This is a genomic window from Lacinutrix sp. Hel_I_90 (assembly GCF_000934685.1).
GTDB lineage: Bacteria > Bacteroidota > Bacteroidia > Flavobacteriales > Flavobacteriaceae > Lacinutrix.
Genome location: NZ_JYNQ01000001.1, coordinates 271,712 through 287,419, shown reverse-complemented (window position 1 = coordinate 287,419; position 15,708 = coordinate 271,712). Strand labels below are relative to the sequence as shown.

General features: G+C 34.0%; 10 protein-coding genes. 3 read left to right on the top strand and 7 right to left on the bottom strand.

Features of this window, described 5'->3' with window-relative positions:
- Positions 1–60: 60 nt before the first annotated feature.
- The 3 genes from GQ46_RS01260 to GQ46_RS01250 are packed head-to-tail and all read right to left on the bottom strand — an operon-like array spanning position 61 to position 3,551.
- A complete protein-coding gene (locus GQ46_RS01260; RefSeq protein WP_044397630.1) occupies positions 61–1,389 on the bottom strand; it encodes a 4Fe-4S dicluster domain-containing protein in 1,329 nt (442 codons plus the stop codon).
- Positions 1,390–1,407: 18 nt separating this feature from the next.
- Entirely contained in the window at positions 1,408–2,385 is a 978-nt protein-coding gene (locus tag GQ46_RS01255; protein ID WP_044397627.1) for an MlaD family protein, read from the bottom strand.
- A gap of 53 nt (positions 2,386–2,438) precedes the next feature.
- On the bottom strand, positions 2,439–3,551 hold the full coding sequence (locus GQ46_RS01250; RefSeq protein WP_231567305.1) for an N-acetylmuramoyl-L-alanine amidase: 1,113 nt from the start codon (positions 3,549–3,551) through the stop codon (positions 2,439–2,441).
- 98 nt (positions 3,552–3,649) lie between these two features.
- On the opposite strand from GQ46_RS01250, the gene GQ46_RS01245 reads away from it, so the two are divergent.
- Both GQ46_RS01245 and GQ46_RS01240 read left to right on the top strand, forming a co-directional pair.
- A complete protein-coding gene (locus GQ46_RS01245) occupies positions 3,650–6,421 on the top strand; it encodes a putative LPS assembly protein LptD (RefSeq protein ID WP_044404354.1) in 2,772 nt (923 codons plus the stop codon).
- Between the two features lie 88 nt (positions 6,422–6,509).
- Positions 6,510–6,893 (top strand): Rid family detoxifying hydrolase, encoded by a 384-nt coding sequence (locus GQ46_RS01240; RefSeq protein WP_044397625.1) that lies wholly within the window; start codon positions 6,510–6,512, stop codon positions 6,891–6,893.
- A 74-nt stretch (positions 6,894–6,967) separates the two neighbouring features.
- Here the strand turns inward: GQ46_RS01240 and GQ46_RS01235 are convergent, their stop codons facing one another.
- The 4 genes from GQ46_RS01235 to GQ46_RS01220 all read right to left on the bottom strand — a co-directional run bounded on the left by GQ46_RS01235 (position 6,968) and on the right by GQ46_RS01220 (position 14,548).
- A complete protein-coding gene (locus tag GQ46_RS01235; protein ID WP_044397623.1) occupies positions 6,968–7,834 on the bottom strand; it encodes an N-acetylglucosamine kinase in 867 nt (288 codons plus the stop codon).
- A gap of 87 nt (positions 7,835–7,921) precedes the next feature.
- On the bottom strand, positions 7,922–8,923 hold the full coding sequence (gene gap / locus GQ46_RS01230; RefSeq protein WP_044397621.1) for a type I glyceraldehyde-3-phosphate dehydrogenase: 1,002 nt from the start codon (positions 8,921–8,923) through the stop codon (positions 7,922–7,924).
- A 73-nt stretch (positions 8,924–8,996) separates the two neighbouring features.
- Complete coding sequence (gene pfkA, locus GQ46_RS01225; protein WP_044397619.1) at positions 8,997–9,983, bottom strand: 6-phosphofructokinase; 987 nt, start codon at positions 9,981–9,983, stop codon at positions 8,997–8,999.
- A 170-nt stretch (positions 9,984–10,153) separates the two neighbouring features.
- Positions 10,154–14,548: a translocation/assembly module TamB domain-containing protein gene (locus tag GQ46_RS01220; protein ID WP_231567304.1), complete on the bottom strand. Its 4,395-nt coding sequence runs from the start codon at positions 14,546–14,548 to the stop codon at positions 10,154–10,156.
- Between the two features lie 137 nt (positions 14,549–14,685).
- Between GQ46_RS01220 and tsaD the strand changes: the two genes are divergently transcribed.
- Positions 14,686–15,708 (top strand): tRNA (adenosine(37)-N6)-threonylcarbamoyltransferase complex transferase subunit TsaD, encoded by a 1,023-nt coding sequence (gene tsaD, locus GQ46_RS01215; protein ID WP_044404351.1) that lies wholly within the window; start codon positions 14,686–14,688, stop codon positions 15,706–15,708.

Sequence of the window (15,708 nt, the reverse complement as noted above, 5' to 3'; positions counted from 1 at the left end):
CTGCCGAAAGCCTAACCTTGAGGTTATTTCCCTACTGTCCAGCAGGTGTCTGAAATTATTTTACTCGTTTTTCCAATTTAATCTATCCATTTGATTATAAGGCCATGGTGCACCATTGTTTTCGATATTGGTCATCATATTATTAAGCTCCATTGGTGCTGCGCTTTCTTCCATAACGAGATAACGACGCATTTCCATAATGATATTTAATGGATCTATACTCACAGGACAGGCTTCTACACAAGCATTACAAGTAGTACAAGCCCATAATTCTTCTTTAGTAATATAATCATTTAATAATTGTTTACCATCATCTACAAACGTTCCATTATTAGCATCTATATTTTTACCAACCTCTTCTAAGCGGTCTCTCGTATCCATCATAATTTTACGTGGAGAGAGTTTTTTACCCGTTTGATTTGCCGGACACTCGCTCGTACAACGCCCACATTCTGTACACGTATAGGCGTTTAATAGGTTTACCCAACTTAAATCCTGTACATCACTTGCGCCAAATTTTGCTGGTGCTTCTTCGGTTTCCGTTTCTGCTGGAGCTGCAAATGGGTCTGCATCTGGATCCATCATGAGCATCACTTCTTTAGTCACCGCAGCGTTGTTTTTAAATTGTCCCTGAGGTGTTAATTTACCGTAATAGGTATTTGGAAACGCTAATAAAATGTGTAAATGTTTTGAAAAGTATAAATAATTTAAGAATACTAAAATTCCAATAATATGCAACCACCAGGCACTTCTTTCTACCAGGTGCAGACTGCTTTCAGATAATCCAGAAAATAGTGGTGCGATAAACTGACTAATAACATTGCCTGAATTATAACTTTGGAAAGTAGCATCTGTGGCATTCATTATTAAAAACAAACACATTAATACGACTTCAAAATAGAGGATGATATTAGCATCACTTTTAGGCCAACCTTTCATTTCAGCACTTAAAAAACGTTTAAGTTTAATCACATTTCTACGCAACCAGAAAATAATAACCGCAATTAAAACACCCACTGCCAGAATTTCAAAGCTTCCTATTAGAAAACCATAAACAGCCTCTGGTAAGAAACTCATGCCTATACGATGGCCTTCATATAGTACACCACTAAACAAGCCATCAATTATAATTTCTAATACTTCAATATTAATGATGATAAAACCAACGTAAACGACAACATGAAAAAAGCCTGATATAGGACGTTTAACCATTTTGCTCTGCCCTAAAGCAATCATTGCCATGTTTTTCCAACGCTGTGATTTATTATCACTCACATCTTTGTCTTGACCTAATTTGATGTTACGCCAAAGTTTATTTACGTTTCTTGAAAAATAGCCAATTCCTGCTATGAGGATGATGGCGAAAATTATGTTTGGTAAGTAATTCATTATTTTGGTTTATGTCATTTAATCTTTAGGGTCTTCAGTACTATCTTCAATTTCATTGCCTTCCGCATCGTAACGTTTTGGTTTTTTTCCAAAGAGAGAAAAATGAACATAACGCTTAGGGTTTAACTTCATGTCTTGCAACAATTCTTCCATTTGCTTAGAAGCTCCTGTAAGATTATCATACATTTTTTCGTCCTTTAGCAACTTCCCTAGAGAGCCGTCACCTCTTTCTACACTAGCCAATACATTATCAAATTTTTCGACTGTTTCTTGTAAACTTTTAATAGTCCCTGCTAAATTAATTTGTGACAGAGAATCTGAAAATTTAGAGAAATTTTCAGTCATGTTTTCAGCATTTGTTAATGTATTACTTAATTTAGACTTATTACTTTCTAAAATTTCATTTAGTGCTTTGGTGGTTTTGTTAAATGAAGTAATTGTTATATTCAAATTAGCGACACTTGCTTTTAAATTAGCTTTCGTTTCTTTGTCGAAAATAGAATTAAAGTTGACTAAAAGCGTATCTGTTTCAGACATTACTTTTTCAACTTTATGCTGAAGTGGCTCTAATCTATCGTTTAAAACCTCTGTCATCCCAGCTTTAACAGTGCCTGGTAAATAATCTCCGTCCTCGGCATTTGCACCACCATCATAGGCGGGAATTATAGCTACCGCTTTTCCACCTATAAACCCATTTTGATACAATAATGCCTGACTGTTTTTAGAAAACTCAAATGCCGTATCAATATCCATTTTAACGACTAAAACACCAGAACTAGCATCCTTAAAATAGATCTCTAGAACTTTACCCACCGCATAACCATTAATAGTCACTGGAGTCGATGGTGTTAGCCCATCTACATTATCGTATTCTGCATAAATTATACGTGAATCGTCTAATAAATTATTGCCTTTTAAATAACTGAAGCCAAATATGAATAGTATTATTCCTAAAATGACTAAAATGGCAGTTTTAATTTCTCTTGAGATCTTCAAAATTTTAAGGTTATGATTGAAAACAAAAATAAAATAAAATAAATAGTAAATCGTTATTTTGAGCCTTGATTTAGAGCTTTTTCTAAACTTATGTGTTTTCCGTCTTTAAAAGCGACAATAAAAGCGCTTTTGAATCCTTTTTTTTGCGCGTACTCTTCCATGGTTTGGATTTTATTATAATCTGAAGTGTAACCATAAAAATATTTATAAAACGCTCCTTCCTTTTCACGGGAAACAGATTCCAGTCCTTTAAAGTTAGAAGGTTTTGGTTCTAATATGTTAGATCCTGCAGCAATTTGCACTTTAAAAACAACATTACTAATAATGTTTTCTTCTGAAGGAATCGGAGTAATATCTATCGCTTCTTCGATACTGTAGGTCGCCTCACTAATATTGGATTCAACTGTGTTTTTATATTTAAGAATGGCTTTTGAAATAGCAGAAGCCATTTCTGCTTGTCCTTTAGAAGAGTTCAAGTATTTACCTTCATCATTATTTGTAATAAAACCAGATTCTACCAGTACGCTTGGCATAACTGTTTGGTGCAATACTATAAATCCAGCTTGTTTAACACCACGGTTTTTACGCTTTAGTGAATAAGTAAAATTATCCTGAATGTTCTTTGCTAATTGAATACTTTGATCAAGATAGGCTTCTTGCATTAACGTTAATCCCACAAAAGACTCTGGAGAATTAGGATCAAATCCGCCATAATTTTCTTTATAATTATCTTCTAAAAATATTACCGAGTTTTCTGCTTTTGCAACTTCGAAGTTTGTATCATTTCTATGTATTCCAAGCACATAGGTCTCTGATCCTGAAGCCTGAGAATAATGCGCATTACAATGCACAGAGACAAATAAATCGGCATTCGCTTTATTAGCGATGCTTCCCCTAACAAACAAATCGACAAAAGTGTCTGTTTTTCGTGTATAGATTACTTTAATGTCCTTATTTTTTTCCAATTCTTTACCAACAGCCAAGATAATTTTTAATGTAATATCTTTCTCTTTTAATCCATTCTTAGCTACTTTTCCGGGTTCACGACCACCATGACCGGCATCTAAAACCACAATAAATTGTTCGTTTTCAGATTCTTGCGCATTAATCGTGCTATTAACCCCAAGTGTTAATATTATTGTAATTGATAAGAAAATCCTTTTCATCTGCGTTTTCATACTATTATAACCCATTTTGTTTTTGTTTAGTATCGGTTTTTAAATTTTAGTGAATGATAAATTATTCCCAAAAAAATAATGTAATTTTGGCAATTCAAAAACCGAGCCATACTTTAGCAAAAATACATTTAAAAGCATTGCATACAAACAGATTTCATATACTTTTTGCCCTAAGTTTTACAGTGCTTATCAACACTTTTGGCTTTTCTCAAGTCGACGGCGGGAAAGAAACCATAAAAGTTCCTGCTGAAGAAGAAAAAGAAACTACTTTAAAACCACAAGATACACTCACCTTAGATACCGCTGGTTTAGTTCCAAAACCACCTGTTGTAGAAACAGACTCTATTAAAACAGATTCTATAAAACCAAAACCTGCATTATTACAAGATATCGTTACTTATAACGCAAAAGATTATACCACTTTTAATCGTAAAGAGCAGAAAATGTATATGTATAATGAAGCTAAGATTACCTATCAAGACATGGAAATCACTGCAGGAATTATTGTTATAGATTATACTAAAAATGAAGTCTATGCCGGACGCTTAAAAGATTCGTTAGGTGCCTATTCACAAAAACCTGTCTTTAAGCAAGGTGCTCAGGTAGTAGAACCAGATTCGATTCGTTTTAATTTCAATAGTGAAAAGGCTTTGATCTGGAATAGTGTTACAGAAGAAAGTGGCGGCACAATTATTTCTGAACTCACTAAAAAAGAAAACGATTCCGTTTATTTTGTAAAGAATGCCAAATTTACCACCGCTAAAGATTTAGAGGACCCGGAATATTATTTATTAATGAACCGTGCTAAAATTGTTCCTGGATCAAAAGTGATAACAGGATCAACACAAATGTTCATTTATAACGTTCCAACGCCTATTATAGTACCTTTTGCTTTTTTTCCATTAAGTAAAAAACAAACATCGGGAGTTATTTTTCCAAGTTTCGGTGATAATGACAGAGGTTATTTTCTTCAAAATGGCGGGTATTATTTCGCGATTAGTGATTATATAGATTTAGCTGTTTTAGGTGATTATTATACTAACGGGAGTTATGGCTTGCGCTTTGAAAATCGCTATAAAAAGCGTTATAAATTCAATGGTAATTTGGCCTTTAGATTTGAGAATTTAATTAATAGTGAGCGTGGTTTCCCCGATTATTCCAAAACAAATATTTATAATTTGCGTTGGTCGCACGCTCAAGACACAAAGTCTAATCCTAATTCTAGATTTTCGGCCTCTGTTAACCTTGGTAGTAGTAGTTATTATCAACAATCAGTAAATCAAGTTAATGCTGCCAGTTTTTTAAATAATACATTAGCCTCTTCCATTTCCTATTCTAAAACTTTTCAAGGTGAGCCACAAGTGAATATGAGTGTAACAGCGACCCATTCACAAAACACACAAACCGAAAGTATTAATATGACCTTACCTACATTGCAGGCTAGCGTAGGTCGTGTGTATCCCTTTGCGCCTAAATTTGGTTCTAAAAAAGGGATTCTTCAAAATATAAACTTACAATATAATGTAAGAGGTGAAAATAGAATAACGACCACAGATTCGTTATTCTTTAAAAAAGAAATGTTTGATGACGCCTTAATAGGGGTAAAACATTCTATCCCATTAACTACAAATTTTAAAGTATTTAACTATTTTAGTGTTAGTGCTAGTACCAATTTTGATGAAACCTGGACTTTAAACACCGTAGATCGCTTTTACGATCCCGAAACCAACAAAACCATAACTGAGGATTTAAAAGGGTTTGATGCCTATAGAACCTATAATTTTACGAGTAGTATAGGGACTACCATTTATGGATTATTCAATTTTGAAAAGAAAGGACAGGATAAAAAAATTAAGGCGATAAGGCATGTTATGCGACCGAGTGTAAGTTATAATATTAACCCGGCATTCGACAAGTATTATGATACTTTTGAAGTAACTGACATTAACGGTAATCCAATTGAAGAACGTGAGTTCTCGCGCTTTGAAGGTAGTTTATATGGCGCGCCTAACAAAACCTATTCAAGTTCTATTGGTTTGGCATTAGGCAATAATATTGAGGCAAAAGTAAGAGATAGAGATAGCACTAAAACAGAGCCTAAAAAAATAATTATTCTAAATAATTTAAACTTTTCAACATCTTATAATTTAGCGGGGGACTCTTTACGTATTAGTCCGGTGAGAATGACTGGTGGTACCCAATTATTTCAAAATAAAATGAATGTGAATTTTGGAGCCACATTAGATCCTTATGCACTGGATAACAATAATAGACGTGTTGACAAATTTAATATTGATAACGGCGGAAGCCTCTTTAGATTAACAAGTGCCAATCTTACCTTAGGCTATAGTTTAAGTAGTAAAGGCAAAAATGGTGAGGATAGAACTAGTGACCGAAGCCGTAACGAAACACTACAAAGTGGTGGTCGTGATGATGATTTATTTGGTCGTTCTCAGGACTTTGCAGACCAGCAATTTGGTGATAAAGAAGAGGAAGAAGAAGTGCCAAGCGATTTGTATAATGCTAAGATTCCGTGGACTTTGCGACTAGCTTATGCTGTAAACTATTCGAATACAACCAGACAAAATGAAATTTCATCGCATTCTTTAATGTTTTCTGGTGATATTGATATTGCACCGCGTTGGACGGTTGGTGCATCTTCTGGTTATGATTTTAAAAATAAAGGCTTTTCCTATACACAATTGCGTTTTGAGCGTGATTTATTAAGTTGGCGGATGAATTTTAGCTGGATTCCCTTTAGCGCAAGAACCTCATGGAACTTTTTTATAGGCATTAAATCAAGTATATTAAAGGATTTAAAATACGAAAAGCGCAGACAACCCGATCAACGCTTGTAATAGCCTAAACCCGATTTTAATAGTCTGTATTAAAAAAACATATTAATGAGATTTCTGCTTTCGCGGAAACTTTAAAACCCTTTTTCTGATGAAAAAAATAATAACAACCTCTAAAGCTCCGGCTCCTATAGGACCTTACAATCAAGCTGTTTTAAGCGGAAACACCTTGTACACTTCAGGACAAATAGCCCTACATCCAGAAACTGGCGCATTGGTTATTGATGATATCATCACAGAAACCAAACAAGTTATGGAAAACATGAAGGCGGTTTTAGAGGCAGCAGAGATGTCTTTTGAAAATGTGGTAAAAGCCTCTATATTTATTAGTGACATGACTAATTTTTCTAAAATAAATGCCGTTTATGCTACTTATTTTAGTGATGAAACAGCGCCAGCACGTGAAACTGTTGAAGTCGCAAACTTACCAAAGTTTGTGAACGTTGAAATTAGCATGATTGCTGTGAAAGGGTAAACTTTTAACCAAAAACGTCTATAGACTATGAATTCATAGTCTATAGACGTTTTTCCGGTTTTTAAGTCAGTAAATTATTTTGCCAAAGCGTTTGTATGAAAAGACACTAAACCTTCAATAGGTCTGCGCTCAAAATTCCCCACCTTAAAGCCCATCTCATCTGCAACTGCTTTTATTTCTTCTTGACAGAAAAAGGCTACAGAACCTGCAAAGTGTACAGGCACTGTTTTTAGTTCTTCTCTAAATTGAAAAATCATATTTTTTGCAAACAAGCGCATCCCATCTTTTATTAGCTTTTGAATGTATGCTGAATCTTTATTTAAGATCATGAATTCTGCAAATTGTGCTAAATAGGCATTAGGGTTGGGTTGCTTATAGAGGTTGTATTTAATAAAATCTGATTCTAAATTATATTTACTTGCAAAAGATATTTTAATACCTTCTGGCATATGGTTAAAATAATAATCTCTAATTAATTGCTTACCAAAATAGTTTCCTGAAGCATCATCCATTAATGTATACCCTAATGAGTCTACGCGTTGATGTAATATTTTGCCATCATAATAACTACAATTAGAGCCTGTCCCTAAAATACAAACTACGGCCGCCTGATCTCTGGAATCTATAGTGGCATACACAGCAGCCATAGTGTCTTCTTTTACAACTATATCCGCGTTTGTAAAAAATTCCTGTAAAACGACTTTTAGTAGTAATCTAGGATTCTCTGTGCCACAGCCTGCACCATAAAAAAAGACCTTTTCTACTGCTGTTTTAATATTTTCAAAATCCTTACTCTTTTTTATCGTTTTTCTTAATTTCTTCTCCGACAAAATAGCAGGATTGAGACCTTTAGTCCGGATTTTTTCAAGTAACTGTTTCCCCTGTTTATCTACTGCTATCCAATCGCATTTGGTAGAGCCACTGTCAACTATTAATATCATGATTATTAGGTGTTAAATTTAAAAAAAAGCGCAGTCTTAAGCTAAATATACTTTTAAAAACTTAAATACTACGCTTTTTAATATGTGTTATAATGCATTTACCTTTTCTGCTAAATCTACTAATTTGTTTGAATACCCGAACTCGTTATCATACCATGACACTAACTTGAAGAATCTTGAATTTAATTCGATAGCAGAATCTGCATCAAAAACACTAGTACGCGTTTCACTAACAAAATCTTGAGACACCACAGCATCTTCTGTATAGCCTAAGACCCCTTTCATTTCACCATTAGCGGCTTTTTTAAAGGCTGCCTTTATTTCTTCTAAAGAGGTCTCTTTCTTAGTTCTTACTGTTAAATCAACCACTGAAACATCTACAGTTGGTACTCTAAACGCCATACCTGTTAATTTTCCGTCTAATTCTGGAATTACTTTACCTACAGCTTTTGCTGCTCCAGTAGACGACGGAATAATATTGTTTAATGCTGAACGCCCTAAACGATAGTTTTTAGGAGACGGAGAATCTACAGTAAACTGTGTAGAAGTCGCTGCATGAATCGTGGTCATTAAGGCTTCTTCAATACCAAAGTTATCTTCTAAAACTTTTGCCATAGGGGCCAAACAATTCGTTGTACATGATGCATTGGATACAATTTTGTGATCTGCAGTCAATTTAGAATCATTGACACCCATCACGAACATTGGAGCATCTTTACTTGGTGCCGAAATAACGACTTTCTTTGCGCCACCATCAATATGATATTGTGCCGTTTCCATCGTTGTAAATATACCCGTGCATTCTGCCACAACCGCTGCTCCTGCTTCATCCCATTTTAAGTTCTTAGGATCGCGCTCTGCAGTTACTCTAATCATTTTTCCGTCTACAACAAGGTTTCCATCTTTAACTTCAATAGTGCCATCAAAACGGCCATGAACCGAATCATATTTTAATAAATAAGCTAAGTGATCTACATCTAACAAATCATTAATAGCGACCACTTCTACATTATCACGCTTTATTGTCGCTCTAAATACAATACGACCTATTCTTCCAAATCCGTTAATTCCTAATTTTAATTTTGACATTTTATTCTGTGTTATTTAATATTCTATAGGTTAAAAAAAGCCTAAACCAATTAGGCATTCAGGTTACATTGTTTTACGTTGTCATGATATCTGACACGCGAATTAATTCTTTATTGATCTTAGATTGCCCTTTTATGGCTTTTTCCAAAGGTGTTAATGCTATTTTATCATTTAACAAGCCAACCATTTGATTCGAAATGCCTTCCATTAAACTTTCTACAGCTTTTACTCCCATTCTGCTGGCTAAAACACGATCGAAACAAGACGGAGAACCACCACGTTGCATGTGTCCTAAAACAGAAACACGCACTTCATATTCCGTCATATTTTCTTCTACGTAATCTTTAAGTTCAAATACGTTCTTTCCAATTTTATCACCTTCTGCAACCACGACAATACTTGAAGATTTACCAGAAGCTTTACTTCTTCTCAATGATTCTAACAAGCGCTCTAAACCAAGATTCTCTTCCGGAATCAATATTTCTTCAGCACCAGCGCCAACGCCTACATTTAATGCAATATGTCCAGCATCACGACCCATAACTTCAACAAAGAATAACCTATTATGCGAACTCGCAGTATCTCGAATTTTATCAATGACTTCTACAACTGTGTTTAAAGCGGTGTCATATCCTAGCGTGTGGGATGTACCATAGATATCATTATCAATAGTTCCTGGAATTCCCATCACTGGAAAACCAAATTCCTGATTAAAAATTAAAGCTCCAGTAAATGTGCCATCACCACCAACAAGTACCAAGCCGTCTATTTCTTTTGCTTTTAATGCTTCATATGCTTTTTTACGACCTTCTGGCGTTCTAAATTCTTTTGAGCGTGCAGATTTTAAAATCGTACCCCCTTTATTGATAATACCCTTTACATTCCTGGCTGTTAAATCTTTAAAGTCCCCTTCAATCATGCCTTCGTAACCACGATAAATACCAACACATTCTATATTATGGTACGCACAAGTTCTAGTCACTGCACGAATGGCTGCATTCATTCCTGGAGAGTCTCCCCCAGAGGTCATTACCCCTATTTTTTTCATTTTATTTGGCATTTATTTTCCTTTAGAATATAAAGCTAATGAAGTAAATCTATATAATACTATGCTTTTGTTAAAAATTAACAAGGCATAAATTACTATAACGTTTTAGTTGACAAAAATGTTGAAAAAACACTAAATTAATAGAGAATCAAGCGTAATATGACTGCTAAAAACAGTGCTTTTTATTTGCTTTTAATCCCAATTCCGTCTGGCAACGGATTGCTTTTCTCTTCAGAATCATTTTGGTCTTCTGTTTCGAGAGTCGGTTTTTGATTTTTTCTAAAAATTCTACGAAGCAGTTCGCTAAATGTATTAAAATCTACAGAATAGTTAATACCTAAACCTTGGGTATAGCCTATTTCTTCTCCAAAGTTCCTAATACTATTCTCCCTGTTAAAAACGGTGGCGGTTAATGTACCATCTTCATTCAATAAAAAATCGACTTGTACATCTCCAGCAATAACAGATTCTGTAGCTCCTGCACCTCCAATAGGTACACCAACTTTACCATTTATTAAAACACGGTCAGTTATTTGAGTTTGTAGTGTAACCCCTAAGCGATCTTCGGTGATTAAGTCAGGTCGATTTAAACCCGCCTCATAGTTTAAACCAATGTTAATTTTACTATCAGTATCGCTAAAGAAACCGTTAATTAAACCATTGAGTCTTTCGGTTATTGTACCCGTAATGTTTATGTCTTTATTTTGTCGGTTAAAACTTCCGGTCGCTAAAATGTATAAGGCCTGATTATCTCTTTCGTCTTTTGAATCCAATCTATAATTTAACTCCGATTTTATTGTAGACGTTACATTGGGAAAATTAAATGTAAACTCCGGTTCTGGTTTAGCCAGCTGCCCCGTTAAATTAATTTCCAGTTCCACAGGTATGCTTTGTCTTATAGGATTGTCTAGTAAAGCCGAAGGATTTGTTCTTAATTTATAGATGGCTTGAATATTTATGGCGGCATTTAAAGGATCACCATTCCATGCTAATGTACTTTCAAAAGGTCTAACACTAAATTCTTTTTGAACCACACCACCATATAAAAAGTTATAAACGCCCTCATAAACGATGAAATCTCCAAACATTTCAAACTTTCCGTTTGTGTTTATGTTGAAGAGTAATTGTCCTGAACCTCTGCCTCTAATGGTACTTCCCGAAACACGATCCATTACAATTTCAATAAGTGCATCGCTGGTTACATTTAAATCGAAAAATAATTCTACACCAGAAACAGTATTGATTTTCACTTCTTTACCAGAGTATTTTGCTTCTTTTTCTTCTGGACTTAAAAAGTGAATGAATGAGTTGTCTCCAAAAGTCTCAACATCGCTCAGTGGTATAAAAAAAGTAGTTCCTCTTTTAGTTTCTGCTTCAGCCGTAATCCTTAAGGCTTTTGCAGGGCCATATAGTTCAGTTACCCCACCAATAAAACCTTTTCCATAATACATGGATTCTTCAACAAATTTAGTATCTAAAACTAATAACCTATCTGTTTCAATCGTTAAATCTAATTTCCAGTTGCTAAAATTAACATGACTAATAGAGCCATCTAAAACCCCTTTTGTCTTTTCTTTAGTATCCGTAATTTTTACTTCATTAAAAAAAAAGCTTTGATTCTTTAGCGTTACAGAGGCCTTGTCCTGAAAGCCATAATCGACATTGAGATAAGGGACATTTAAGCCGCCACGATCTATAGTTAAATCACCATTTATCTCTGGTTTATCTAAATTACCTATTACTTTGGCAACACCATTTATATCCCCCCGTATTCTATTAATCACCGGGTCTAAAAAGGGTGTTAATATCTCCAGTCCGAAATCTTTAAATTTTAGATCAACATCGATATAAGATTTATTTTTAGTAACATCTATATCTCCGATAGCCTGAAACGAATTTGCATCATCATTTTTAATTTTAGCATCTACGGTATAACGTGTTAATGTAGAATTACCAGTAATTTTAGCATCGAAAGACCCTAAATAGTTATGATTAACTTCTAAATCATCAATGATTATAGTAGAATTAGGGAGGTAATTTCCGTTTTTTTGAAGGATGTCTAGCTTCCCATTGACGTTGCCGGTTAAAGTTAAACTGTCTATTCGAGGTGTTATTTTCGCTAAATCGACGTCTTTAAAGTTTAATTTTAAATCTTTGTAGGTTGAGTCTCTAATAACCCCTTCGAGTTTTATTTGCTCATTTTGATGACTCATTACCAGTTGCTCGATATTTATGTTTTGAAAGCCACCATCGAACTCTATTTTGTTATACTTATCGCCTGCCCTATTAATTTCCCAAACACTCTTTTTAAAAATGACTTCACTCTTTTTAAAGCCCACAACTGAATTATTCTTCTCATTTAGTGTATGGTAGAAGCTTAAATTGTAATCGTCAGTATTGTTTTCACCCCCTTTAAATTCACTTCGCATATACAAGGTATCATTAAGGGTTACGTTGATTAGGTTAAATTTAGAGATGTCGTAGAATTTTGTGTTTAAACTATCGATCTCGATATACGTATTAAATAATGGGTTTTTATTATCAACTTGAATTTCGATGTCATTGGCAAAATAATTCAGTAATTCTATTTTTGGCGATTTAAAAGTGAGTTTAAACTCTTTCTCATCGGTTTCCACAAGGCCTTTAATAAAGGTGTTTTTACCTAGTTTTAAATCAGAATAAAACACTTCAACTATCTTATTATAAATCTTAAAGTTGAAGTTTATATATTGATCTGAAGTAATTAGATTTGGTGCCTCACTAGTGTAAATACTCTGTATTGAATTTTCAAAAAGCTTTCCTACATCCTTAAACTTAAACACTCCATTCATTGATCCCTCAATAATATCTGGTGAGTTAATTGTTATAAAGCGCTCTTTTCCTTCAAAGCTTGAAGTAATTTCAAAATCATCAAAATAGTAGTCATCATTTTCATTTTTGTAGTTTGTCTTATTAAATGAAATATTACCAACAGCATCATCAAACGATGTACCTTTCATCTTCATTTCTACTATGCCTTTAAATTCTGACGTGTCGTCCTTGTTATAAAAATTTAAAGCCTTTAGATTTAGATAATCTACATTTGCAGTAAAATCAAAAGCATTGGTGGTTTTAGAGAAATCTGCAAGTCCGTTAAAGTCTAGTTTTAAGTTTTTATCGTCAACAACTAATTTACCATTAAAGACACTCTGCATGTACGTACCGTTAACGTTGATGTTTTTATAATCATACTTATTATAATATATAGCATACACGTCTCCTTTTATTCGAGAACTCAAATTTTGCTTTTTAAACCCTTTCCCATCAACCTTTAAATTGGCTGAAATTTTACCAAGGTTTGGATCTTCCAAAAATTTTCCTATACTAAAATCATCAAAAATAATTTTTCCTTTATAAGTAGCTGTTTCAATATTAGTAACATTCGAAATACTTAAATTAGAGCGCACAAAACCTATTTGCGTTGCAATATCTAAATCGGCGTCAATTCTTGTTGTTGTAATTTTTGTAGTGCCATTAATACTAAAATTACCCAATTTATTAAAAATAGAAGGAATAGAAGCCCCTAAAACATTAGGTAATAGGTTTTTCAAATCTCTATAGTTAGATGACAGATTAGAGAAATCACCTTCCATTTCAAAATCATCAGTCGTTTTACTTAATAAATTTTTAAAACTTAAGTCACCATAGATTCTGGTATTACTACTTGTATTTAGTCTTAAATTAGTAAGATATAAATCATTTAACGTTCCAGAAATAGTAGTATTAAACTTTGCCCGTTGTCCAACACCAAACTCATTATAAAACATGTTAAGCTCATCTAAAGCAATATTTGCACCTGTAAACTTTGCCTCTATATTTACTTTGTTTACAAAATCAGCTAAGTCCTCTCGATCATAATTAAAGGTTAAGTCTCCTTTTAATGATGAATTTTTAGTTTTTATAACTAAATCATCAAACACCATCTTATTTAAGGTGTATTTAAAATTAGTAGACATGTTCTGCATGACAAGACCTCTTTTATCTAAAAAAGAAAGCGTATTTATTCGTGCTTCAACATCACTGCCATTGATTAAGAAATTGGTTGCATTGACATCCAGTTTATCAAATAGAAGTAAATTTGGATTTTCTCTGTTTTCATCTATAAACCTAAACGTACCATTGTAAATTGAAACGTCACTGGAAGACAGAAGAAAAGCACTTTTTTCGGCTCTTGGATTGTCTATATCAAAACGGGCGACAAACACATCCAGATTTGTTTTTGTTTCCCCTTTATAGGTTTTAACGTTAAAAATTAAATCTTCTAAATCAATATCACCAAAATTTAGCTTAGCATTGCTGAGATTGTTAAAACTTAAGATTGATGTATTTAATTCTGAAGCACTAATTAAGGTATCTCGTTTATAATCACGGATTAAAATCTCCTTTAACTCAATATCACCATTAAACTGTAAGCCAATTTTACCAATAGTAATGTTTGTTTTAAAATCATCATTAATACGCTTAGTGACATATTTACCTAGACGTGTTTGAACAGCGGGAATAGAAAGAAACAACACCAAAATGATGAACAGTAGCACTAAGATTGCTACTAATTTTCCGACTATTTTAAGAAACTTCTTGATAAGGAATTTAAGTTATAAAAAACTACCTTTGTTAAAGATTAATAACCAACTATTATTAGTCAAAATTAACAATTATAATGCCAAAACAACTAATGTCTTCGCAAAATATTTACATCCTAGGTATTGAGTCGTCCTGTGATGATACTTCAGCTGCTGTTTTATGTAATAACGTGGTTTTAAGCAACGTTGTTGCCAGCCAAAAAATTCATGAAGAATTTGGTGGTGTCGTTCCAGAATTAGCCTCACGTGCTCACCAGCAAAACATAGTCCCTGTAGTAGATCGCGCATTAAAACAAGCCAATATTTCTAAAGAACAATTACACGCTATCGCTTTTACCCGTGGCCCAGGTTTGATGGGTTCGTTACTCGTAGGTACGTCATTCGCGAAGTCTTTGGCTTACGGATTAACTATTCCGTTAATTGATGTTAACCACATGCAAGCACATATTTTAGCCCATTTTATAAAGGAAGACGGTTTTCAACACCCCCCATTCCCGTTTTTAGCGATGACTATTTCTGGAGGCCACACACAAATAGTGAAAGTGGACAATTATTTTAAGATGGACGTCATTGGTGAGACCATTGATGATGCTGTGGGTGAAGCCTATGATAAAAGCGGAAAAATTCTAGGTCTAGGTTATCCTGCCGGTCCTGAAATAGATAAACGCGCACAATTGGGAAACCCTAAAGCCTACCCTTTTACCAAACCAAGAGTAGAAGGCTTGAATTTTAGTTTTTCTGGTTTTAAAACTGCTGTGTTGTATTTTATTCAACGTGAAGTTAAGAATAACCCTAATTTTATTGAAGAAAACCTCAATGATATTTGTGCCTCAATTCAATACACTATTATTGGTATTTTAATTGATAAATTGAAATTGGCCAGCAAACAAACAGGCATTAAGCATATTGCTATTGGCGGCGGTGTTTCGGCAAATTCTGGTATTAGAAGAGCATTGAAAGCGGGGGAACAAAAATTTGGTTGGACCACCTACGTTCCCAAATTTGAATTCACAACAGACAACGCAGGGATGATTGCCATTGTTGGCTATTTAAAGTATTTAGAGGGTGATTTTGCAGCTCATGATGTGATGGCTTCAGCACGATTAAAAATATAA

Coding starts and splice junctions, on each gene's coding strand:
- GQ46_RS01260 (WP_044397630.1), bottom strand. CDS start 1,389: ATGAATTACTTACCAAACATAATTTTCGCCATCATCCTCATAGCAGGA.
- GQ46_RS01250 (WP_231567305.1), bottom strand. CDS start 3,551: ATGAAAAGGATTTTCTTATCAATTACAATAATATTAACACTTGGGGTT.
- GQ46_RS01240 (WP_044397625.1), top strand. CDS start 6,510: ATGAAAAAAATAATAACAACCTCTAAAGCTCCGGCTCCTATAGGACCT.
- GQ46_RS01235 (WP_044397623.1), bottom strand. CDS start 7,834: ATGATATTAATAGTTGACAGTGGCTCTACCAAATGCGATTGGATAGCA.
- gap (WP_044397621.1), bottom strand. CDS start 8,923: ATGTCAAAATTAAAATTAGGAATTAACGGATTTGGAAGAATAGGTCGT.
- pfkA (WP_044397619.1), bottom strand. CDS start 9,983: ATGCCAAATAAAATGAAAAAAATAGGGGTAATGACCTCTGGGGGAGAC.
- tsaD (WP_044404351.1), top strand. CDS start 14,686: ATGTCTTCGCAAAATATTTACATCCTAGGTATTGAGTCGTCCTGTGAT.